The sequence below is a fragment of the Rhodococcus sp. IEGM 1409 genome (assembly GCF_030056735.1).
Classification (GTDB): domain Bacteria; phylum Actinomycetota; class Actinomycetes; order Mycobacteriales; family Mycobacteriaceae; genus Rhodococcus_F.
Map to the genome: position 1 here is coordinate 223,262 of NZ_JASHKN010000009.1, position 22,432 is coordinate 245,693.

The following is a 22,432-nucleotide window of genomic DNA, read 5'->3' on the forward strand; positions in this document are numbered from 1 at the left end:
CCTGTCGGCCCACCTGGACAATGGGAACGTCGGGTCACCTCGGATAGCCGGCGACAATGAGATGGAGGAAACGTGATGGCGCGTCCCGCACGACCGTTGGACCCTGTGCGCTCTCGCGCGCTACTCGATGCCGCCGGCGTCGCATTCGCAACACACGGTTTCGAGCGGGCCTCGCTCAACTCGATACTGGCCGAGGCGCGATTCCCGAAGAGCTCCTTCTACCACTACTTCGGGGACAAGACGACACTGTTCGAGCGCGCCGTGGAAGCCGGAATGGACGCGCTGCGCGCAGCGGTGATACCACCGAACATCGACTCACTCGATCAGCACAGCTTCTGGCCGCAGATACGTGAACTCGGTGATCAACTCCAGATCGCCGCCACCTCGGACCCACGCACCCAGATCGTCGGACGCCTGCTTCACGCCGCCGACGTCCCACCCTCCTCTACGCTCGACGCTCTTCGCCACTCGACAACGAACTGGCTCACACACGCACTCGAACGGGGCCGCGACCTCGGTCAGATAGACCGCGACACCCCGCTGGAGCTTCAACTGCACCTGCTGATCGCTGTCCTCACGGAAGTCGACCGATGGGTACTCGCGCACAACGCCGACACCGACTCCACGTCCGCGGCACTCCGCGTACTCGAACGCATGCTCGTCCCGTGATCAATCTTGGGCTCCAGGGATCGTCGCAACCCTTCCAAACAGGCCGCCGCAGGACAGCCCTTGATGCGCGGCGCGGAGGACCCGCCGGTGCCGCAAGTCGCCAACATAATCGGGTTGCCGGCCGCACCCGCGACGCGTGGCAATCGTGGCCGTGAGCGTCGATATCTCCGAGCCGGCCCGATTGGGCGAAGTGCATCTTGCAAGCGGGCGGGTAATCGGGTGGGCCGAATGGTGCAACCCCAGTCGTCATCCAAGATCCGAATGATTGGATCGTCGCCGTACCCGTCCATGACTAGCCTCGCTGTAATCAATTACAGCACACCATCTGGGCCTAAACCAGAAAAATCATCATGCCGGATACTGCCGACTCAGCAACCCGGCCAACAAAATTCACGACCCGAACTCAGCAATCCCTATGATAGAAGAGACATTTCACATGTCGATAGACTTTATTGCGTTGCAGAAGCAAGTAATTGACAAGTACGCGCAAAAAAATTGATTCGAAATTTGCTCTAAACTTGCTTCGACATGGCGAGCTAATTCGGCGCAAGGCTTGGAGGTTCATCCATCGCCAATCGAGGTCACTGCGTCGCCCACAGTACCTGACGGTCACCGATCCAGCCTGTATTGAGTCACCAGACTACTGGCATGCATGCGACCGCCGATGATTAAACACACCCAGCCGGACATCCCCAATCACGGATGCATCACCAATGCAACCGAGCCACCTGAGGTTTATCGCTACACAACGGCACTGCGTGCCGGCAAGGGATTCCCGACCGTTACCGAAACAAACCCAAAAATGACATATAGGACGGAACTATGCCAAATACGGAATATATAGGTCCGGAATCTGTCATTTAGATCCGGAATCTACAGCGGCAGCAGCTATCCCCGCGCCATATCGACGAACTTCGAGAGGTGAAGTTGGTGCGCCACAGTGATTGTCGCGGTCGGGCCATTACGGTGCTTACCCAGAATCAGGTCGGCCTCACCGCCACGGGGATCGTCTCGCTCGGTCGCGTCAGGGCGGTACAGCAGGATCACCATGTCGGCGTCCTGCTCGAGTGAACCGGACTCACGAAGGTCGGCGACCTGGGGACGCTTGTCGGTTCGCTGCTCGGGACCACGGTTCAGCTGACAGATCGCGACAACCGGAACTTCGAGCTCCTTCGCCAAAAGCTTTAGGCTACGGGAGAATTCGGAGACTTCCTGCTGGCGGGACTCGACCTTTTTACCCGAGCTCATCAGCTGCAGGTAGTCGATGACGATCAGGCGAATATCGTGTTTCTGCTTGAGCCGCCGCGCTTTTGCGCGAATTTCCATCATCGTGAGGTTGGGGGAGTCGTCGATGAAGAGTGGCGCCTCACTGATCTCACTCATACGACGCGCGAGCTTGGTCCAGTCATCGTCGGTCATCTTGCCGGAGCGCATGTCACCGAGCTTGATCTTTGCCTCTGCGGAAAGCAGACGCATGACGATTTCGGTTTTGCTCATTTCCAGTGAGAACATGACGCTGGCCATGCCGTGCGTGATGGAGCAGGAACGCAGGAAATCCATTCCGAGCGTGGAGTTGTGCGTCGGGACCATCGAATGACCGGCGAGGTACATGTGGGCGGCGTTGTGGACCTCGACGCAGCGAACCGGAACGCTCGCAATTGGCCGAACGTCGACGATGTAGCGCGATCCGCTGCGCGCAGTGCTCTTACTCGCTCGACGCTCCTTGTGCAGCATCGCTTTCCGCGTAAGACTGTACACTTCGTCATCAGTCGAGAAGGTCAGAGTGAATGCTGTCGACGAAGCCTCGGTGCGACCTTTGACTCGCTTTGTACTCATTTGGCAGCGGTAGCCAAGACTGACCACCAATTCCTGTGCGTCGCGGACGAGGCGCTCGTTGGTTACCGAAAACTGAACGTCGCCGCCGGCAGTCACAGTTCCATCGGTGTCGAGAAGGCCGGCAAGAACCGCACGACGCTGCGCCTCAGACCCGCGGAGATACTGGACAGGGATGTGCTTGTTGCCCAGAACACCGACCGTACGTAGGCGTCCTTGTACCGTGCCGTACTCATTGCGGCACTTCTGGCATAGTCGCAGCCCGATAGAAGGGCCGCCACAGTTCGAACAAGTCGGCGTGGGAACAGGATCCGACAAGAAACGGACTTTACCGCCACATGATTGACCGCACGTACGCACCTGACCGGTGAACGGCACGAAACTCTTGCCACACACAACGCAATCGCGCGGAGCGACGGGATCTTCCGGAGCTAGTTTAAGGCTGTAGCGCAAATGCGCCGACTTGGACGGAACTGCAACCAGGCCTTCGGCTTCGATCAACATGATGATCTCAGGATCAGCAGTGGTGAATTGTGCACAGGCGGTAGATCCGTCACCTAGCCAAGCGCCGAGTGTGTAGGGCGGGACAAGGAGATCCTGCGTTGGAAGGTCGAGCGGCTTGGCATTCACTACCGAATGATTGACTCGGCGATCCGCCGTTGCACAGCGCACCGTCGATGCGATCTCCGCCGTGGTTCGGACCTCGGCAGACGTCTTTTGGTTCTTGTAGCGGTTGTACCCCGTCTTCGCGTTCTGTGCCGACCGGCGCGAAGCACGCGTCTCGGTCAGCCACTGATGCTGCTCATCTGCGACCAGAATGGTGCCGTCGGAGAACTCGACCTCATAGCAAGGGCGGTCGACCATCACGTCCGTAGCGCCAATCACCCTCGTCGGTTTGCCGTCGTTGTCGATCAACAGATCGCCGACAGCAACGTCACCCATCGTGGTCCAGCCACTGGGTGTTGCGAGGGGAGTGTCGAGGGCAAGTGCCTTACCGACACCAGGACGGGCCGCAACGATGATCATCTGACCTGGATGGAGTCCGTTGGTGATCTCGTCCAAATCTTTGAAGCCGGTGGGCACTCCGAGCGAGAGGCCGCCGCGGCTGGCGATGGAGTCGATCTCGTCCATCGTAGGCTGGAGAAGCTCGGTGAGGGGTACGAAGTCCTCGGTCGTGCGGCGCTCGGTGACCTCGAAGATCTCGGCCTGCGCGCGGTCGACAACCTCGGCCACGTCCTGGCCCTCGGTGCCGGCGTAGCCGTACTGGACGATGCGCGTACCGGCATCGACCAGACGACGCAGCACGGACTTCTCCGCCACGATCTCGGCATAGAAGGCGGCATTGGCCGCTGTGGGCACTGTCTGGGTCAGCGTCACCAGGTAGGCAGCACCACCGATACGGCGCAGCTCACCGCGACGGTCGAGCTCGGCGGAAACCGTCACGGGGTCAGCGGGCTCACCACGGCTGTAGAGGTCCAGGATCACGTCGTAGACGGACTGGTGGGCGGGCCGGTAGAAGTCACCGGGACGCAGTACCTCGAGCACGTCCGCGATGGCGTCCTTGCTCAGCAGCATGCCGCCGAGCACCGACTGCTCGGCAGTCATGTCCTGAGGTGGCTGACGCCCGAACTCCTGGTCGGGCTCGGCCTCGGGAGGGCCCGGGTAGTCCGGCCCTGAGAAGTCGGAAGGTCCTCGATCATCTACAACAGCCACAAGCGAGACCTTCCCGTAAAACACTCGACGACACTGCCAGAAACCCCAGCGCCCTCATCATTTGTACCTGCCCCCACCGACATCCCCTAGCCGCTCACGGCCGGTCTGTAGATAGACGCCGAGATGACGTTAGGGACTAGTAGGTCCGCATACAAACCGAACTGTGGATAAACCTGTGGATGCTTTGTGGAAACTCCCGCTCAATGGTGTGCACCGCCTGTGGAGCATTTGGGGACTACTTTGCGTGGTAGCTACAAAAGGCCAGGTAGATGGCTATCCACAATTTCACAGGCCTGTTGATGAAAATAGTTTTTCCACAGTCGGCGCGTCGGCGTGTCGGGCGTGTTGCCTCGCCCGATTCATCACTGATCACCGAAGTCGAACATCACAGTGTGAGAGTTATCCCCAGGTCCGATTCGGGACCCTGACGCGAGGCCACGCGGTCGCGCAGCCTCGAAACAAAACATCGGGCCCCACACACCGAAGTGTGTGGGGCCCGACGAGACGAACAGTCGACAATGCGCCGACGAGACGAACAGTCGACTATGCGCCGACGACGTTCAGGTTGAACTTGGCAACCACATCGGGGTGCAGGTTCACGACCACGGCGTGCTTGCCCGTGTTCTTGATGTGAGCCTTCGGCAACACGATGGAGCGCTTGTCGACGACCGGTCCACCGGCAGCCTTGATCGCAGCAGCGACGTCAGCGACGGTAACCGAACCGAAGAGCTTGCCCGAGCCACCGGCGGTCTTGACCGTCAGCGTTACGGACTCGAGGCCCTCGATAGCAGCCTTGAGCTCCTTGGCGTGATCCAGGCCGCGCACAGCGCGCGCTTCCTGTGCACGACGGATGCCCTCGACCTGCTTCTCGGCGCCACGGGTGGCGACGATTGCCAGTCCGCGGGGGAGCAGGTAGTTACGGCCGAAGCCGTCCTTGACCTCCACGGTGTCGCCAGGCGCACCGAGGTTGTCCACGTCAGCGGTGAGGATGAGCTTCATGTTCTTTCCTCCCTTTCCTTAGCGAGCCACGGTGGCGTAAGGCAGCAGTGCTACCTCACGTGAGTTCTTGACGGCAATGGCAACGTCGCGCTGGTGCTGGACGCAATTGCCGGTGACACGGCGAGCACGGATCTTTCCGCGATCGCTGACGTACTTACGCAGCAACGTCGTGTCCTTGTAGTTGATCTGCGTGTTCTTCTCTTTACAGAAGGTGCAGACCTTCTTCTTCATAACCTTGTCGCGCAAGGGCGGCTTCGGCATGTCTCTGCTCTTTTCTGGATGTTCCTGATCAGGTACGGATCAGAAGGGCGGTTCGTCGCTGCCCGCACCACCGAAGGAGCCCGAAGCCTGAGGCGCACTGCCCCAAGGATCGTCTCCACCCGAAGGTGCAGCGCTCGGACGTCCGCCACCCGATCCGCCGGAGGAACCGCCGAAGTTGCCGCCTCCACCGCCGCCGCCACGGTTGGCCTTGTTGACCTTTGCCGTGGCGTACTTCAGTGAAGGACCGATTTCATCGACTTCGAGCTCGACGACAGTTCGCTTTTCGCCCTCGCGAGTTTCGTACGAACGCTGCTTGAGCCGGCCGCTCACGATTACTCGTGAGCCACGGGTCAAGCTCTCCGCGACGTTCTCGGCTGCTTCGCGCCAGATGTTGCAACGCATGAACAGTGCATCGCCGTCTTTCCATTCATTGGAATTACGGTCGAAGGTGCGGGGCGTGGAAGCAACCGTGAAGTTTGCAACCGCGGCACCCGCCGGGGTGAAACGAAGTTCAGGATCAGCCGTCAGGTTTCCGATGACGGTGATGATGGTGTCGCCAGCCATGTGGTTCCTCCTGCATTGATGTAAGACCGTTGGGCGCGAGAGTAGAGCTCGCTACCGACAGTAATTACTTGTTGTGGCGCAGAACCTTCGTGCGCAGAACCGACTCGTTCAGACCGAGCTGACGATCGAGCTCAGCGACGGTGGCGGGAGTGGCGTTGATGTCGATAACCGCGTAGATACCTTCAGCATGCTTCAGGATCTCGTAGGCGAGACGACGCTTACCCCAGACATCGACCTTGTCGATCGTGCCGCCGTGCTGGCGCACAACATTGAGGAACGTATCCAGTGAAGGAGCGACAGTGCGCTCGTCCAGGCTGGGGTCAAGGATGACCATCAATTCGTAATGACGCATAAGACCTCATCACCTCCTGTGGACTAAGTGAAAACGGCCACGGACTATCCGTGGCAGGAGGGTCGTTGCGTCAGCAACCCTCGTAGGTTACACGAGGGGCCTTGACCAGGGAAATCGTCCCGCCCCTCAAGGAGGATCTCCGGGTCGATACGCGACGCGTGGTGCAGACGCGTCGCCCCGCAAGCCACTCCGCCCCCTAGGGTGAGAATCATGCGAACAGACCGCAAGACCCCGGCGTCGATCCTGGCGTTGGTCGTCGGATTGTGCGGCCTGACGATGGCGCTGGGCTATTTCAACAAGGCCAGATGCGGCGGCGCACCGTTCGCTCCCGACGGCCGAAGCCTGAACTTCGACGTCAACAAGAACATCGACGTCTGCTACTCCGACATTCAGCTGCTGTGGCTCGGACGAGGCATCGATCAGCATCTGTTCCCCTTCGTCACCGGAGGGATAACGCCCGAAGGATTCCTGACCGGCGGAACCGTCGAGTACCCGGTGCTCAGCGGGATTCTGATGTGGCTGGGCGGTATCGGCTCACACACCGACACGGATTTCCTTCTGCACTCGGCACTGATCCTGGCTCCTTTCGGACTGCTCACAGCGTGGATGCTCGGCAAGATGAGCGGCGCGTACGCGGTCGTGTGGTCGGCAACACCGCCGCTGGTTCTGTACGCCTTCCACAACTGGGAACTCCCGGTGGTGGCTACCAGCGTCGGCGCGATCTTCCTGATGACGTTCGAGCGGATCCCGCTGCGAACTCGCGCGATTCTGGCGGCCGTCATCCTGGCGATCGGCTTCTGCTTGAAGCTGTACCCGGGAATGTTCGTTCTGCCGCTCATGGCCTACGTGCTCCTACGCGGAACCGAAAGCAAGCGTTACGACGTTCGTGGGGCGCTGATGACGGCGGGAGCGGCGATCGTCACCGTCGTCCTCGTCAACCTGCCGTTCGCCCTCATCTCTTACGAAGGGTGGCGCGCGTCGTTCAGCTTCCAGGAGAAGCGAAGCGCAGACATCACCACCAACTCACTGTGGTTCTGGGGGTTGCGACCGTTCTACGGTTTCGGAGTTCGCGAACTCAACGCCGACTACGACGCACTGGTGAGCATCCTGTCCCCGGTGATGATCCTGGCGTCGTTCGCGCTTGCGATGTATCTGGGTTGGCGTCGCTACGTCCGCGACGGCCACTTTCCGTGGATTGCAGTCAGTGCCGCGATGCTGTGCGGATTCGTGTTGCTGCACAAGGTCAATTCACCGCAGTACACACTGTGGATCCTGCCGTTCCTTGTTCTGTTCAAGATCCGGTGGTTCTGGATCGTCGCCTACCTGATCGTCGATGCGGCGTTGGGCATCGGCATCTTCCGATACTTCTACCAACTGGACATGAATCTCGATCCGAGCAAGTACGAGGCCGTCGTCCAAGCGAGCGTATGGGGCCACGTCGTCCTGCTCGCCGTGTTCTTCTTCCTGTTCCTGCGAGTCCCACTGCGTTATCCACTTGCCGGCGGGACCGATCGGATTGCCAACTCCGACAACAACCTTCCGACACTCTCACGGGAGCACACCTGATGACTGCATCATGGTTCGAATCACCGACGCTGACCGGTGATCGGGTACGACTCGAACCCCTGGGCGTCGCGCACACCGACGCACTGCTCGCGGCTGCCGACGACCCGGCGATCTTTCGCTGGACCGCGGCGCCGATCACCGATCGGGAACAGGCACAGAAGTACATCGCTGCAGCCGCCGAGGATCCGAATCGGGTTGCCTTCGCGCAGGTGAACATCGCGACGAACGCCGTGGTCGGCACTACGTCCATGTACCAGATCGACCCGGTAAACCGCAGTCTTGCAATCGGATACACGTGGTTGTCGCGATCTGTTCAGGGAACCGGGATCAATCCGGAATCGAAGCTACTCCTGCTTCGCCATGCCTTCGACCAACTCGAAGCCGTACGCGTCGAGTGGCACACGGACGAGTTCAACGAACAGTCCAGGGCGGCGATCGCAAAGCTCGGCGCTCAGTTCGAGGGCCTGCTGCGCAAGCACCGACGCCGCGTCGACGGCAGTTGGCGTACAACGGCACTGTTCGCGATGGTCGACGAGGATTGGCTGTCGATCGCTCCGCGATTGGAAGCACGCGTGCGCGGCTGACCGACAGCATCAAGGTCCTATCTCAGGCTGTCGAGCCGACTCAACACCATTTCCGGCACTGCATGGGCAGGTATGCGTGCGATGAGGAAATCCCCCTCGGCCGGCACGGTCGTCCCGCGGTCCCAGTACCCTTCCTCGACGCTCGACCCACGGCGGGTGTCCCCGTGGAGATGGACGCCATCGGCACGGCGAAGCCCCAACGGCAAGCGATAGTGCGCGGCGATGTTGACCACGGGCGAGTACGAATCCAATTCCACCGTAACAACGTCGGGCGACCCAGCGGGAGTGCGATCGTCGAGGAAGACGCCCGCCAACGGCAGCGCTGCGAAACGACGCAACCAATCCGCGACGTACATCGACGCGTTCTCGCCGTCGTCGGCCTCCAACGCCTCGACGTCGCCGCCACCGTAGTGATGCGTCCGCGACAACCATTGGACAGGTGACGGAAGCTGCAGGACGAGGGGATCCCGGGACATCGAAACAAGGGTGGACACCACGCCGATTGCCTTCTCGGTGATCACCTTGTCTCCGAGCATCGTTCGGAGTGCATAACCGGTCCGGGTCTTAGCCCGCATCGCCTCGGCCAGTCCCGGATTCACCTCGAGTTGATGGTCGTAGAAGCGAGCAACATCGAACAGGGCAAGATCGGGACGGAGCAGCCCCTGGGCCTGATTGAAGAAGTTCGCATAGCTCGTCGGGTCGTCCCACGGCACCTCACGGTTCTGCAGGATCACCGAATGCGCGTAGTCGTGGTGATCGATCAGAACCGCTCTGGATCGGCCCGAGGGCGGAGTCACGATCGCGGACAGAAGATCGAGTGTCATGAGTGAATCCTTCGAACGGGGAACGGAAGCCGGCGGCCCGCGATGTCGTCGAGTGCACACCTCGGACCACCGGCCGGAACGGTCAGGACTTGTGCTGGACTTCCTCGCCGCACTTGGCCTCGAGCTCGCGAACCCTCTTGCTCAACTTTTCCATGGCGAGCACACGACGGTCCGGAATCATGATGAGCGGTAGATCCTCGAGACGCGCGGTCACCCGCTCGGGCTCACTCTTGCCCCAGTGCGTGGCCACGAGCTGATCGTTGTCGTCTCCCCATGAACCGAAGTACAACAACTCTTTCGGTGGTTCGGGCTTGACGAATTCCGCCACGAACTCCTGGTACGGCTTGCCCCGCTTCAGTCGGTCCTGACGCATCCGAGCGCGCAGCGCCGTCGTCTCTTCTTCCCGGACCACAAAAGTTCCCGGCTCGTACACAACCCCGTAAAGGTCGGCAGCCACGTCGTCCGAGATTCGTGACAGCTGCAGGTCGGCCATGACCAGCTCGGGATCGCGCTCGAGCACATCACCGTATCCGCCGCCCGAGCCCTGGCTGATCATGTACAACTCGCCTTCCTTGGCGACGTCGAACTGCAGGCCCATGTGTCCGGTCAGGTAGGTACCACCCTCGTAGGGCTGTTCGTTCATCACGCGCTCGATCGAGAGATCGAACTGCGAAGGATCCTTGCGAATGATGTCGTAGATGTTGATGCCCTTGACCATCGACAGCGGATACGTGGGACAGCCGTAGCCGCCGAACATGCCGCTCACCGAGGAGAACTTCGAGCCGGACGTAACGGTCATGAATCCCCAACTCGGTGTGCCGCGCGAGGCCACGATCATCTCGTAACCCATTCCGCCGCGGTATTTTCCGAATCCTTGGTTGTCCCGAACCAGTCGCTTGCTCACCAGCTGCAGGAACGGGACCTCTTCTTCCATGACCTCCTGCTCGGCGATGTCGGCCATCGCGCAGAACAGTGGCGCAACACCGTCCTCACCGTCCCGGAAAGCCTTGGCACCGCCGCCCATCCCGTTCAGGTCGGCACACAGATTGCCCACCTGCTCGCTGTGCTGAGTCGTGCCGCCCCAGAGAAAGTCGTTGATCTGGTTGAACCACGGAGCGATCACGTTCGAGTACTTGGTGGGAGCCGAGAACTGAAGCTTCGCGAAAGCTGTCTGCAACGCCGAGAATCCTCGGAACGAGGCCTGCAGTGACTGTCCTACCGGAGCGTCGTACCCGGCGTCGGCCCAGGTGTGTTCCTCGGAGATGACCTCGATGGGCGACAGCGCGCCGGTGCTGCGGGGCAGATCCGGCCACCAGTACGACAGAATCGCTTGTGTCATGAACGATTTGGTCGATCCCAGTGGAGAATTGATGGCGCGGTTGAGGATCTCGGGGCCGGTGCCCGTCAGATCGACGGTCATCGTGTCACCCTTGATGGTGATCTTGCAGGCGAACTTGATCAGGATGTTCTCTTTGAGGGTGGAGTCGACGAACTGATTGAACGTGACCGTACCGTCCGGCAGATCCGAAATGCGACGCCGCACTTCTGCCTCGACGTTCTCCACGGTTGTGCGAAGAGTTGCGACGAACGCCTCCTCTCCCACTTCCTCGACGAGGCGATCGACGGTGTCCATCACCCGGCGCACAGCCCCCATCTTCACCTTGATGTCGGCGAGCATCAGCTTGGGGTCTCGCGTCGAGTGTTGCAGGAACGTCAACAGATCTCGGCGGAGCCGGCCACCTTCGACGATCTTGATCGGCGAGGCGCGCAGTCCGTCGTCGAAGGGCGTCTCGGATCCCGACGGCATGCCGCCGGGCTCACACGCCCCGTTCTCACCCTCGTGAATAGTGGCGCCCACCCACGCAATGATCCGACCGTCGCGCATCACCGGCACCAGCATCGACTGGTCGGTGTTGTGGACCATGCCGAAGCGGGAATCGTTGTGGAAGAAGCCGTCCCCGGGACGAATCCCCACGGTCGGTTCGTCTTTCCAGTTCTTCATGATGTAGCGAATCGGGTGGTGCAGCACTGCCGAGAAGGCGATGACACCGCGATTGGAGAGGTAGCTGACGTCGCCCTCGGCCGTGTACACGGCCACCGAAAGATCCGCCCACTTCGCCCCGGGCGCAGCACCCATGCTCTCGCACATCTCGAACGCCTCGTCCAACGCACCGGCGAGACGCTTGCGGATTCGATCTCCCTCGATCGGATCGGTATCCGCTGTCATGCAATAGCTTTCGTGCGCCGTGCGGGCAGCGATCTGATGGTGGCGCATGATATCGGGATCCGGTCCCAGGAAGAGAGTCGTCTCGTCCATGAACCTGTCCACCCACTCACGTTCCTGATCGGAAAGCAGCTGCGCGGTGTCGTCATCCGGGGAAGAAGCGCCCATGTCGTTGCTTGTCAGAGTCATTCTCTCGAATTCCTTTCTGAGAGGAGAAGTTACGAAGTAACTTGGTCTTTGAGGAGCCACACAGCACCTTGAACGGTGGGTTCGAGGCGCCAGCCGGGTTCGACCAGATAGGTCGTACTCTCCGTCGTGACGATCGCCGGGCCGGCAATGACGTGCTGATGATGGAGCGCGCTTTCGTCGTACACCGGCGTCAGTACGGGACCGTCCACGTCGGTGAAGTGAACGTTGCGCTCGGAGAGCTGCGCGGGGGCGATTCGTTCCCCACCGGCGTCGATCGAATCGAACTTGACCACATCACCTTCGATATACGACGCGACACGAATGGTCTGGACTCGCACGCCGGCCTCGGGAGCCTGAGTTCCCTCGCCGTATCGCTGCCCGAATATTTCGGCGAACGTCCTGATCAGATACAGCACGTCAGCGACACCGTTGACCCGGTTGATCTCGAAAGACACTGCAGTGGTGACCAACTGGTTGCCATAGCGCATATCCATCTCCAGCCGGTACTTCACCTCGTCATGGCTGTAACCCTGGCGAACCAGATCCTCGGCACCCTTGGCTTCGAGTTCCTCGATATAGGTGTTGAGCAGGTCGTACTGGTCGTAGATGGTTCGCTCACGGGGCTCGTACAGGACGACGTACGCACTCCGCTCGTGGATGTGCAGCGGTTTCATGTTGCCTGCGCCCAGAGCGGAGAACACCGAAGCGAACGGTGGAAAGAGGATCTTGCCGATTCCGGCCTTGGCTGCGATCCCGCAGGCATGCAGCGGACCGTTGCCGCCGTAGGCCAGCATCGTGTAGTCCTCGACGAGGCCACCACGCGAGCGCAGTTCCTTCTCGATACCGATCGCCATCTGCTCGTCGACGGTCCGCTTGATCACCTTGGCCGCCGACACGGCGTCCATGTCCAGTTCGTCCGAGAGGTTTTCGTCGATCGCGTACAGCGCACGCTTCTTGTTCAACTCGATGTACCCGTTGGCATAGTTCTCGGGATCGAGGTATCCGAGCACGAGGTCGGCATCGGTCACGGTGACCTGAAGCCCGCCGCGGTCGTAGCACGCGGGGCCGGGATCCGAACCTGCCGATTCGGGACCGATCTGCACCGAGTTGTGGATTCGATCGAAGGTGGCGATGGAGCCACCCCCGGCGCCGAGGGTGTTGAGGTGGATCATCGGTACCGACACCAGCCACCGGCCGATCGTCGGCTGGAAATCGTAGTGACGAACCCCTCCCTCCGGCACGAGTCCGATGTCGAAGGATGTTCCGCCCATGTCCATCGACACCACGTCACCGATTCCCGTGGTCTCCGCCAGGTGCTGCGCTCCGCCCACCCCTGCGATCGGGCCCGAGTGAATGGTCTGCAGCGCATCCGTCGAATTCGGTTGGGCCATACCGCCGGAGTTGTGGATGACGAGCATCGGCTTGTCGTATCCGGATTCACGCAAGTTGCTCGAAAGCTGGTTGAGCGCGTGGAACATCGTCTCGTGCAGGAAGGCGTCGACGATCGTCGAGGTGGCTCGCACGTACTCGCCCTTACGCCCGGAGACCTGGCTGCTCAACAGAACCGGGATCGCACCGAGTTGGTGCGTGGGGTATTCGTCGAGAATGATCTCGAGGATCCGCTGCTCGTGACTCGGATTCTCGGTGGCATTGGTCAGCGCGACGACGATGGCCTCGGCGCCGTTGTCCACCAATTCGCGCACCTGCCGACGCACGTCGTCGACCATCAGCGGCACGAGAATCTCGCCGACCGAGTCGACACGCTCCTTCACGGATCGGACGAGTTGGCGGGGCACCAGGGGATCCGGGCGTTGTGCGTCCGCCATGTCGCCCTGTTTCGTTCCGTCGAGTCCCTCACCGTAGCCACGACCACGCGAGAGGTGAATCGTGTCCTCGAATCCGTGAGTTACCAGAGCCGCCACCTTCGGCCCCTTGCCCTCGATGAGTGCGTTGGTGCCCAGTGTGGTGGCGTAGCGGACCGAATCGACTTCGCGGAGGGCTTGATCGCGGCCGACTCCTGCACGTTCGCACGCCAGATCGAGAGCCTCGTTGAACCCCAGGGCCAGATTGTGATGGGTGGTGAGCGCTTTGGCCTCCACGTACGTCTCGTCCCAGACGAAGAAGCAGTCACTGAAGGTTCCACCGATGTCTACGGATATGCGTTTCATGGCTCGGAAATCTCCTTTTCTGTTCGGCGGTCAGCGATGGGGGTGCGCGTGGGCGGGTCGCGGCTCGGAGATGGCGTTCTCACCGGGCCCGTAATTGATCAGATCCTCCGGAATGCCTTCCTGCTGAGACCATTTCGCACGCAGCGAGTCGATGTCCCAGATCATGTCCACCGTCGGCGGATGGCCGGGCGGGGTGTACTCGGTCTCGATCTGAGTTCCACAACCGGGGCAATAGAATTCGAGGATTCGGCAGAAGATCGGATCGGGAGCGAACGTGTATTCGTACTTGTTCGGATCGAGAATCGAAGGGTGGATCTCACGTGGATCGCGGTCGTAGACCAGTGTTCCTTCCTTGTAGTTGCCGCGAGCATCGCCCAGGTCGTGTTCGCAGACCCGGCAGAGCCATCTCTCCGAATCAAGCTCTATTGCAAGGTATTCCGTCATGGGAATTCGCATGGTCAATTCACCTTTCTCAGGTTTCCAGTTCATGGCATTGAAGACGCGACGCGCACGAGCGCGAAGGGAGCACAGGCATTACGCAGTGTCGGCGAGGATCAGATCGCCGGCGTTGGACACCTCGAGGTTCCAGCCGGCGGGTACCCGCGCCGTGAAGAACTGTCCTTCGACGATGGCGGGGCCGGACGCCACCGCACCGGGCTGCTGATCGTCGAGCCGGAACACCGGAATGCTCTCGATCCGGTCCGCGGACGTTCGGACCGCGCGGGTTCCACCGGCCAGCGCCTCGCTCTTGTCCACCGGTGTTCCACCTTCGACACGGGCGTGGGGGAGTGCGCGACGCGCTTGCAGCACCAGAGTGAGAAACTCGTCTTCGGCGATGAGCGGAATCGACCCGGAATCACCCGCGCTCCGCTGCACCCGGGTCCCTTCACTGTTCTCCACGACGTACTCCCACTCGAGACCGCACTCCGACAGGTCGTAGCCCTCCTGGAACATGTCTCGTGTTGCACGGGTGGTCAATTCGTCACGCACCGCCGCGGTGTCGGCCTCGGACAAACCGCCGATGTTCGCCTCGTAGCTCTGCGAGATGTCGGAGAAGCTGATTCCGAAAGCCGAGAACACAGCCGCCAGTCTTGGCACCAGAACCTGGCGGACACCGGCGATTCTCGCAGCGGCGCACGCACTCATCGGGCCCCCGCCGCCGAACGCGGCCAGGGTGGTCGACTTGTCTGCCGACACCCCGGACGAGAAGGAGTCCGCCACTTTGCGGGCGTACGCAGTGTCCATCTCGATCAGCGCCTCCTCGAGGGAGATACCCAACGGTTCGGCGACCGTCCTGGTGATCACGGCACGGGACCGTTCCGCATCGAGATACATCTGCCCGTCCAGATAGGTGGACGGATCGAGCACTCCCAGAAGGAGATTGACATCGGTGATCGTGGCCGAGCCTCCGCCGAAGCCGAAGCATGCGGGCCCTGGTGCCGCTCCTACACTTTCGGGGCCGACCACCAGCCGTCCATCCTTGACGGAGATGACGGAACTACCACCGACTCCTGTCGATCTGACGTCACTGAGCTCGTACGAGACTGGTACTCCGCCGATACGTCCGCGGCGCTCGGTGGCGATCGAGTAGTTCTCCACCGATCCCACGTCGGTGGTGGTTCCGCCGATGTCGATCATCAAGACGTGTTCGAGACCGTACGCTTCGGCGAGCGCGCGAGTTCCTTCCAGTCCGCCGCGGGGACCCGACGAGTACGTCTTGAGAGCCACCGATTTCGCCACGCGTGAGGACGCGCCGTCGTTGCGGTAGATGAGCAAGGGATTCTTGATCTTGTAGCCGCGCAGTCGACGTTCGGCGCTGTAGAGAAAACGCTCGACGGTGGGGTGCAGGAACGAGTTGATGATTCCGGACCAGATCCGGCGTGAACGCAGATCGTCCGCAGCGAACTCCCAGCTGAACAGTACGGGTACCGAGCCGAGCAGATGCCTCGGGAAACTCTCCAGAATGATGTGTTTGAACTCCTTCTCGCGCCGGCTGTCCGCGGCGGCGAGCACCAGACGCTCCGCTCCCGCGGTGGTCAACCGATTGATCTCGGCCACCAGAGCGGACGTCAGGGCGTCGCCGGTCAGCTGCGGCGGCACGACGGCAGAGCGTGGGCCGACGAGGGCTGCGAAGAGCGACGCTTCTTCCTCGGTGCCGCACAACTCCTCGACAATCGCCGCGTCGTCGGTGACGAGCCCGAGGCGTGGCCCTTTTCGCTCGACCAGTGCGTTGGTTCCCTGCGTCGACGAGTAGCGAATGTGCTGCGTCGAATGGAGGAGCGCCGCCAGATTCGGCTTGCCGAAAATCGACTCGGACACCTTGGTCATCCCGTCGAAGAGGCACTGCGAAAGATCAGCTGGTGTGGTGAGTGTCTTCGTGAATGAGAATTCCGATCCACTACCGACACAAATATCGGTGAGTGTCCCGCCGTTGTCGATGTTGATCAACCGCTCCATCGAGGCTCCTAGCGTTGTCGAAGAGAATGTAAGTACAGTGACGCAGGTCACTGACGGATGAATGCCTGGCAAGCATCACACCCGCGGCCAGGGCATGGACTGTCCGAGATTGGGACACTCTCCAGACGCCGGACCCGGTGTTTGCTGAGGTGACGAGATCATCGACACCTGTTGATGTGATGGCTACACGCGTGAGGTACGGCGAAGGAATCAGGTCGAACATGGACCAATTCGGAAAGCGACACGACAACAGCGCGCAACGCTTCGGGCGCGCCCGTCAGCGGGAATACGAGGCTGTCGACGAAGATTTCGTGACTGCCTCGTGGAATCGTTCCCGCGCCGCGGGAGTGGCGAGGGAGGGCGGAGCTGTACGCTTCATCGGCGATGTCGACGTCGCGTCCCGGCTCGTCTACCACGCGCAACCCATCCTCGAGAGACTGATCGACTACACCGAAGACGTCCCGCTCAGCGTCGCGGTATCCGACAACAAGGGCAGAGTCCTCAAACGTCTCGACACAAACGACAAGATGGCCAACCTGGTCGATCAGATATCGCTGTCACCGGGATTCAGCTACGCCGAAAGCGAAGTGGGCACCAACGGCGTCGGCACGGTACTCGAGTCAGGCCGCTCGATACAGATCGTCGGCACAGCGCACTTCCACGAACGATTTCACCGCTATTCGTGTTCCGGTTCGCCGATTCGGGATCCGTTGACCGGCCGCATCGAAGGCGTACTCGACCTGACTTGCCTGGTGGAGCATTCCACGCCACTGCTGCACAGCTTCGTACGATCCGCGGCCGCGACCATCGAGAACAGCCTCCTCACCGATCGCGGTATCCACCAACGGATTCTGTTCGACGAGTTCTCCCGACTCGACTCGAGATCCAAGTTTCCCGTCTTCGTCGTCGGACACAACGTCTTGATCTCGAACCTGTTGGCGCAGAACGTTTTCAGCGCAGACGAACAAAGAGCGATCACGCACCATGCCCGCTACCTCATGGAGGCCGTCTCACACACGGTCGACGAGATTCAGATCTCGCCCACGCGGACAGTCCAACTGAAGGGCCGAAGGTTGAACTCGGACGGACACATGCTGGGAATCGCTGTCGAAGTAGTGGAATCGGCCGATCAGCGTCTCTCTCATCTGCCGCACTTCTTCGACGGCGCCAACCTACCCGCGACTCGGACCACCGCGGGGCCGCACGTCGAAGTCTCGCATTCACCCGTGTGGACACGGTCTGTCGGCCAAGTCAGATCTGCACTGGCAGAAAGCCATCCGTTACTCGTGCTCGGCGAGGCAGGCACCGGCAAGACCACCATTCTGGTCGCGGCATTCCAGGACCAATTCGGCGACGGTGACATAGTCCGCTTCGACGCCTGGACACCCGAAATCCCCTTGCCGCCGAAGACGACTCGGCCGACACTGTTGATCTTCCGTCACGTGGAGCGGTTGGACGCCGAATCGGCCGAACTCCTTCATCAACGACTCCGTGAACTGGATACGAGCGAAACCGTGAAGATCGCCGCCACCGCTTCCCCCGCCGAACCACAGAACAAGCAGCCCTATCGACAATTCCTGTTGGGAGATTTCCGGACATCGGTTCACTTGCCGGCACTGCGGCATCGCGGCGACGACATAGCTCATCTGACCCGTTCGATACTGGGCGTCCTGGCACATCGCCGAGTGGACAACGTCCTTCCGTCAACCATGCAGGTGCTCACCAGATATCGGTGGCCGGGAAACGTACGCGAGTTGGCGGACGCACTCGAATTCGCGGTGGCGCAACGCCCGACCGCCGACATCACCCCGGAAGACCTGCCGGGCTCCTGTTACCAAGCCGGCGCCCGGACGATCAGCCGACTCGAATCAATGGAGCGGGATGCGATCGTGAGGGCGCTTCAGGAGAACGGCGGCAACCGTGCCCGGACAGCGACGGCGCTCGGAATCGCACGCTCGTCCCTCTACCGAAAGATCAAACACTTCGGCATCGACGGTGTCTGATCGCGCTGCCGCCGGCGATACAGATCCGGGCACACGCGACGCATCGACACGAATTTCCCAGTCGAATACCAAAATTCACGCCACGACGGGGTCCGGTTCTTTCGCCTTGGACGGCTTCAACCAACCGGGTAGCCAGGCAGGCTGTTTGTCCGGCGCCTGATCGAGAACGCCGCCCGCCGGATCGTCGATGAACCCGTACCGCACGAGATCCTCCGACGGTCGGTAGATCTGCCGCAGCACCAGCGCGCACAGAACGAGTACCGCGAAGTCCCGGATCACGACGGTTCCGGTGAACCACTGCTCGGGCAGACCCTTGTTGGACACGCCGAGGTAATACATCATCCGTGGAACCCAGACCAGGGCGTCGATGGTCATCCACGCGAGCAGGAGTCTGCGGTGCGGCAAGGCCAACACGGCCAGCGGCACCAGCCACAGCGAATACTGCGGGCTCCACACCTTGTTCGTCAGCAGGAAGCCCGCGACGAGCAAGAAGCACAATTGCGCGACGCGCGGACGACGCTGCGCCGTCAGGGCGACGTAGCCGACACCGATACAGACGGCGACAAACAGCAGCAGGGAGACGGCGTTGAGATTCGACGGCGACTCACCTTGCGCGAGAGGACCGTCGAGGCCCTTCCACGACGTGAACGACGCGATCACGTTGTAGAGGGAATCCGGATCAGCCCCGCGCTCGGAGTTGAGCCGGAAGAACTCGTACCAACCGTGGGGGTACAGCGCGGCGATCGGCAGGTTCACCGCAAGCCATGCCGCGACGGCGCTGAGAGCGGTCACCAGCCAGTCCCGCGTCTTGCCCGCGCGCAGGCAAAGGACGAAGAGCGGTCCGAGTAGGAGCAGCGGGTAGAGCTTCGCGGCGCCGCCGAGGCCGAGCAGAATTCCCGCGAGTACCGGACGCTTACGTGCCCACGCCAACAACCCACCGGCAGCGAACGCCGTCGCCAGAGGATCGAAGTTCGTGAACACGTGCACAATCACCAACGGGGAACAAGCGATCAGCGCGCCGTCCCACACTCGTCGTCCGGCCAGCAGGGTGCTCGCCCACACAGTGACCAGCCACGCCAATGCCAACCCGAATGCGACGACGTTGAAATAGAGCGCCACCTGAATCGCGCCCGGCATCCAGGTGATCGAATCCCACGCCTTGGCAACTTTCATCGCGCCGTACTGGTATAGCCCCGAGATGACCGGATACTCCATGTACCGCATCTGGATCGAACCGTCGCCGCGCACTTCTTCCCACGACGTCTTGTATGGGAAAGCGCCCTGATCGAGGCGTTCGGCTCCGTACAGCGGAACGGTGTCGGAGTAACACATCGCCACGTACTGGCGGCTGCCACTCCAGTCGAGGCCGACCTGCCCCGTGTCGCCGACCGGCGACTGCTGAATACAACCGGCCTTCGCGAACCAGCCGAAAGCCAAGAACACCACGGCAAGCAGAAGGATGACTCGCATCGGTGTGAAGAATCGGGTGCGTCCGATCAGTGCGTGACGACCGACCGGACCGCCGACGGTTCCCGACAGCGCAGACACCATCGCGTCGTTGCGACTGGGAACGTCCCGCCAATCCGCCGAACGAAGATCTTCGGCCAGCGGAGCGGGGGAGGTCGGTTCGGCATCATCAGCATTCGCGGCCACTCCGCGAGGTTACCGTCTTTCGAACCGACCACCCTCCAACTACTGGCCGGGGCTCACACCTGCCGGTTCTTCCTCGGTGGTCTCGCCTGCCCCTGGTACCTGCGGCGTGGTTGTCGTCGGCCGGGAGATGCCAGGAATCGGGATAGTGATGCCTGGCAGAACCTCGACCTGCGTCGTCGTCACCACGGGCGGCGGAGTGGTTTCCGTCGTCGTCGGTGTGGTGGTCGGCGGTGCCGACGTCTTGGGCGGTGCGGGTGCCGTGTACTCCGGAACACCACCGGCCTGGCCGTTGATCTTGCCCGGCGTCGGGAACTTCTCGTTGTCGGTGCCGTCGAGGGCGCCGTCCATCGTGTCCTTCCAGATGTCCGACGGCAGACCCGAGCCGTAGATCATCGCGCCACCGGAATTGGTGATCGCCTCACCGTCGGGAGTTCCGACCCAGACCGCGGTCGAGAGCGACGGCGTGTAACCGACCATCCATGCGTCCTTGTTGGCTCCGGTGTCACCGAGCTGCGCGGTACCTGTCTTCGACGCCGACAGACGTCCGCCGGCCAGGTTGTGACCGCGCGAGTACGCCGCGATCGGCTGCATCGCAGACGTCACGTTGTCGGCGACGGCAGCGTCGATGCGATCCTCGCCCGCGGGTGCGCCGCGGTCCAGCAGCACGGTGCCGTCGGCCGCGACGACCTTCTGCACGAAGTGCGGTGCGTGATACGTACCGGACGCGGCGAGCGTCGCGTACGACGACGCCATGTCGAGCACGCGGGCCTGGTACTGACCGAGCACGATGCCGTTGTTGGGACCGGAACCGTCACCCTCGGTGAGCGACGGGCCGACGCCCGGGATGTCCTTCGGGATACCTGCTTGGTGTGCGATGTCCGCGATTGCCTGCGGACCGTTGCCGTCGAGGCTGAGCATCTGACGGTAGAAACTGGTGTTCAGCGAACGCTTGAGTGCTTCGGCGATGGTGCAGGTGCCGCAGCTTTCACCTTCGACATTGCCGATGGAGATGCCGTTGACGGTCAGCGGCGAGCTGTCGTACATCTGCGAGAGCGGAATTCCTTGATTCAGGGCGGCCGCGAGGCCGAACACCTTGAACGAGGAACCGGTCTGCAGTCCGGCATTCGCGAAGTCGTATCCCCCGCCGTCCTCACCGCCGTAGTACGCCTTGACGGCACCGGTCTTCGGGTCGACCGAGACGACTGCGGTGCGCAGGTTCTCCGGCTCGCCTTGCATGTTGGAACGCGCTGCCTCGACCGCTGCGGCCTGAGCCTGCGGGTCGATGGTCGTGGTGATCTGCAAGCCCTCGGTGTTGAGCAACTGCTCGCTGATTCCGGCGTCGCCGATCTCCTTGAGCACCTGACGCTTGATCAAGCCTTCGGGCCCGGTCGAGCCCTGGCTGCTGTTGTCGACCTGGGCGAGCGGGATGTAGGCGGGGTACTGCATCGGCGTGCGCGCAGCCTGATCCAGCGTGCCTGCGGACACCATGCCGTCGAGCACGTAGTCCCAACGAGACTTCGCGCCGGTCGGGTTGGTCTCGGGATCGAGGAGCGACGGAAGCTGAATCGACGACGCCAGGACGGCGCCTTCCTCGATGGTCAGCTGGTCGACGGGCTTACCGAAGTATGCCTTGGATGCGGCGCCGATGCCGTAGGCACCACGCCCGAAGTAGATGGTGTTCAGGTAGGCGGAGAGGATGTCGTCTTTGGACCACTCGTTTGCCATCTTGGACGCGATGACAAGCTCTTTCATCTTTCGCGTCAGCGAACGCGACGAGCCGACGATGGCCTGCTTCACGTACTGCTGTGTGATGGTCGAGCCACCACCTGCGCTGTCGCGACCGAGTACGTTGTCTCGGGCTGCACGTGCAAAACCGGAGATCGAGAAGCCTGGGTTCGAGTAGAAATCGCGGTCCTCTGCGGCCAGAACCGCATTCCGAACGTGCAGCGGTACCTGATCGAGCGAAACCTCGACGCGGTTACCGTCGGGCGGCACGACGGTACTGATCACCGTGGTTCCGTCGGCGGCAAAGACCGTAGCCACCTGGTTGGTCTTGAGGTCACCGGGCTTGGGGACGTCCTGCACGATGTACGCGGCCATGAAGGCAAGGACGGGCAGAACAAGGCCGAGCGCCACCAAGACGTAGGCCGAGCGGCGAACTGTGCGCCACTTGGACTTCTTCTTCACGGTGCTCTTCTTTCCCTTCGGGGGTTGTCCGTCATTGCCACCGCCGCCGGAGCCACCTGTCGGCGGCTTCGTCGGCGGAGGTCCGACCGGCGGGCGAGTGCCCGCGTTGGAACGAGTGGTCGCTGCTGCTGCTGCGACGCGCTGGGTCGGTTCGTTTGCCTGAGCGCCGGCGGAGCGATCCTGTCC

The 22,432-nt window shown here is 61.7% G+C and carries 16 protein-coding genes; 4 read left to right on the top strand and 12 right to left on the bottom strand.

The genetic code is table 11. From position 1 onward, the window contains the following. The first annotated feature begins 75 nt into the window (after positions 1-75). Positions 76-669, top strand: coding sequence for a TetR/AcrR family transcriptional regulator (locus QM716_RS22725; RefSeq protein ID WP_283306393.1), 594 nt, complete (start codon positions 76-78; stop codon positions 667-669). 888 nt (positions 670-1,557) lie between these two features. On the opposite strand, the gene dnaB is transcribed toward QM716_RS22725, so the two are convergent. From dnaB to rpsF, 5 genes are all read right to left on the bottom strand, one after another. Further along, complete coding sequence (dnaB, locus tag QM716_RS22730) at positions 1,558-4,215, bottom strand: replicative DNA helicase (protein WP_283306394.1); 2,658 nt, start codon at positions 4,213-4,215, stop codon at positions 1,558-1,560. Between the two features lie 543 nt (positions 4,216-4,758). Then, the gene (gene rplI / locus QM716_RS22735; RefSeq protein ID WP_283306395.1) at positions 4,759-5,214 is read right to left on the bottom strand and encodes a 50S ribosomal protein L9; all 456 of its coding nucleotides are present in this window, start codon (positions 5,212-5,214) and stop codon (positions 4,759-4,761) included. Positions 5,215-5,232: 18 nt separating this feature from the next. Next, positions 5,233-5,475, bottom strand: a complete 243-nt coding sequence (rpsR, locus tag QM716_RS22740; protein WP_003941245.1) for a 30S ribosomal protein S18 — start codon at positions 5,473-5,475, stop codon at positions 5,233-5,235. 39 nt (positions 5,476-5,514) lie between these two features. After that, complete coding sequence (locus QM716_RS22745) at positions 5,515-6,039, bottom strand: single-stranded DNA-binding protein (RefSeq protein ID WP_003941248.1); 525 nt, start codon at positions 6,037-6,039, stop codon at positions 5,515-5,517. Between the two features lie 64 nt (positions 6,040-6,103). Beyond that, entirely contained in the window at positions 6,104-6,391 is a 288-nt protein-coding gene (gene rpsF, locus QM716_RS22750) for a 30S ribosomal protein S6 (protein WP_003941237.1), read from the bottom strand. A 210-nt stretch (positions 6,392-6,601) separates the two neighbouring features. On the opposite strand from rpsF, the gene QM716_RS22755 reads away from it, so the two are divergent. Together QM716_RS22755 and QM716_RS22760 are read left to right on the top strand one after the other, a co-directional pair. Continuing rightward, positions 6,602-7,957 carry a glycosyltransferase family 87 protein gene (locus tag QM716_RS22755; RefSeq protein ID WP_283306396.1) on the top strand — a complete coding sequence of 452 codons (1,356 nt, stop codon included), beginning with the start codon at positions 6,602-6,604 and terminating at the stop codon, positions 7,955-7,957. Then, on the top strand, positions 7,957-8,541 hold the full coding sequence (locus QM716_RS22760) for a GNAT family N-acetyltransferase (RefSeq protein ID WP_283306397.1): 585 nt from the start codon (positions 7,957-7,959) through the stop codon (positions 8,539-8,541). Before QM716_RS22755 ends, QM716_RS22760 begins: the two co-directional genes overlap by 1 nt. 17 nt (positions 8,542-8,558) lie before the next feature. On the opposite strand, the gene QM716_RS22765 is transcribed toward QM716_RS22760, so the two are convergent. From QM716_RS22765 to QM716_RS22785, 5 genes are all read right to left on the bottom strand, one after another. Continuing rightward, entirely contained in the window at positions 8,559-9,365 is an 807-nt protein-coding gene (locus tag QM716_RS22765; RefSeq protein WP_283306398.1) for a hypothetical protein, read from the bottom strand. Between the two features lie 82 nt (positions 9,366-9,447). Next, on the bottom strand, positions 9,448-11,778 hold the full coding sequence (locus QM716_RS22770; RefSeq protein ID WP_283306399.1) for a hydantoinase B/oxoprolinase family protein: 2,331 nt from the start codon (positions 11,776-11,778) through the stop codon (positions 9,448-9,450). A 29-nt stretch (positions 11,779-11,807) separates the two neighbouring features. Beyond that, a complete protein-coding gene (locus QM716_RS22775; RefSeq protein ID WP_283306400.1) occupies positions 11,808-13,946 on the bottom strand; it encodes a hydantoinase/oxoprolinase family protein in 2,139 nt (712 codons plus the stop codon). Between the two features lie 30 nt (positions 13,947-13,976). Beyond that, the gene (locus QM716_RS22780) at positions 13,977-14,402 is read right to left on the bottom strand and encodes an acetone carboxylase subunit gamma (protein ID WP_283306402.1); all 426 of its coding nucleotides are present in this window, start codon (positions 14,400-14,402) and stop codon (positions 13,977-13,979) included. A gap of 78 nt (positions 14,403-14,480) precedes the next feature. Continuing rightward, positions 14,481-16,403 (bottom strand): hydantoinase/oxoprolinase family protein, encoded by a 1,923-nt coding sequence (locus QM716_RS22785; protein WP_283306403.1) that lies wholly within the window; start codon positions 16,401-16,403, stop codon positions 14,481-14,483. A 221-nt stretch (positions 16,404-16,624) separates the two neighbouring features. Between QM716_RS22785 and QM716_RS22790 the strand changes: the two genes are divergently transcribed. Continuing rightward, entirely contained in the window at positions 16,625-18,406 is a 1,782-nt protein-coding gene (locus QM716_RS22790) for a sigma-54-dependent Fis family transcriptional regulator (RefSeq protein WP_283306404.1), read from the top strand. A 75-nt stretch (positions 18,407-18,481) separates the two neighbouring features. On the opposite strand, the gene QM716_RS22795 is transcribed toward QM716_RS22790, so the two are convergent. Beyond that, positions 18,482-20,059: a glycosyltransferase family 87 protein gene (locus QM716_RS22795; RefSeq protein ID WP_283306405.1), complete on the bottom strand. Its 1,578-nt coding sequence runs from the start codon at positions 20,057-20,059 to the stop codon at positions 18,482-18,484. Between the two features lie 39 nt (positions 20,060-20,098). Next, the gene (locus QM716_RS22800) at positions 20,099-22,246 is read right to left on the bottom strand and encodes a transglycosylase domain-containing protein (RefSeq protein WP_283306443.1); all 2,148 of its coding nucleotides are present in this window, start codon (positions 22,244-22,246) and stop codon (positions 20,099-20,101) included. Positions 22,247-22,432: the final 186 nt, after the last annotated feature.

Excerpts from the sequence above, each read along its gene's own strand:
- QM716_RS22725 (WP_283306393.1), top strand. The coding sequence starts at position 76 with ATGGCGCGTCCCGCACGACCGTTGGACCCTGTGCGCTCTCGCGCGCTA.
- rplI (WP_283306395.1), bottom strand. The coding sequence starts at position 5,214 with ATGAAGCTCATCCTCACCGCTGACGTGGACAACCTCGGTGCGCCTGGC.
- rpsR (WP_003941245.1), bottom strand. The coding sequence starts at position 5,475 with ATGCCGAAGCCGCCCTTGCGCGACAAGGTTATGAAGAAGAAGGTCTGC.
- QM716_RS22745 (WP_003941248.1), bottom strand. The coding sequence starts at position 6,039 with ATGGCTGGCGACACCATCATCACCGTCATCGGAAACCTGACGGCTGAT.
- rpsF (WP_003941237.1), bottom strand. The coding sequence starts at position 6,391 with ATGCGTCATTACGAATTGATGGTCATCCTTGACCCCAGCCTGGACGAG.
- QM716_RS22755 (WP_283306396.1), top strand. The coding sequence starts at position 6,602 with ATGCGAACAGACCGCAAGACCCCGGCGTCGATCCTGGCGTTGGTCGTC.
- QM716_RS22760 (WP_283306397.1), top strand. The coding sequence starts at position 7,957 with ATGACTGCATCATGGTTCGAATCACCGACGCTGACCGGTGATCGGGTA.
- QM716_RS22765 (WP_283306398.1), bottom strand. The coding sequence starts at position 9,365 with ATGACACTCGATCTTCTGTCCGCGATCGTGACTCCGCCCTCGGGCCGA.
- QM716_RS22770 (WP_283306399.1), bottom strand. The coding sequence starts at position 11,778 with ATGACTCTGACAAGCAACGACATGGGCGCTTCTTCCCCGGATGACGAC.
- QM716_RS22775 (WP_283306400.1), bottom strand. The coding sequence starts at position 13,946 with ATGAAACGCATATCCGTAGACATCGGTGGAACCTTCAGTGACTGCTTC.
- QM716_RS22780 (WP_283306402.1), bottom strand. The coding sequence starts at position 14,402 with ATGCGAATTCCCATGACGGAATACCTTGCAATAGAGCTTGATTCGGAG.
- QM716_RS22785 (WP_283306403.1), bottom strand. The coding sequence starts at position 16,403 with ATGGAGCGGTTGATCAACATCGACAACGGCGGGACACTCACCGATATT.
- QM716_RS22790 (WP_283306404.1), top strand. The coding sequence starts at position 16,625 with ATGGACCAATTCGGAAAGCGACACGACAACAGCGCGCAACGCTTCGGG.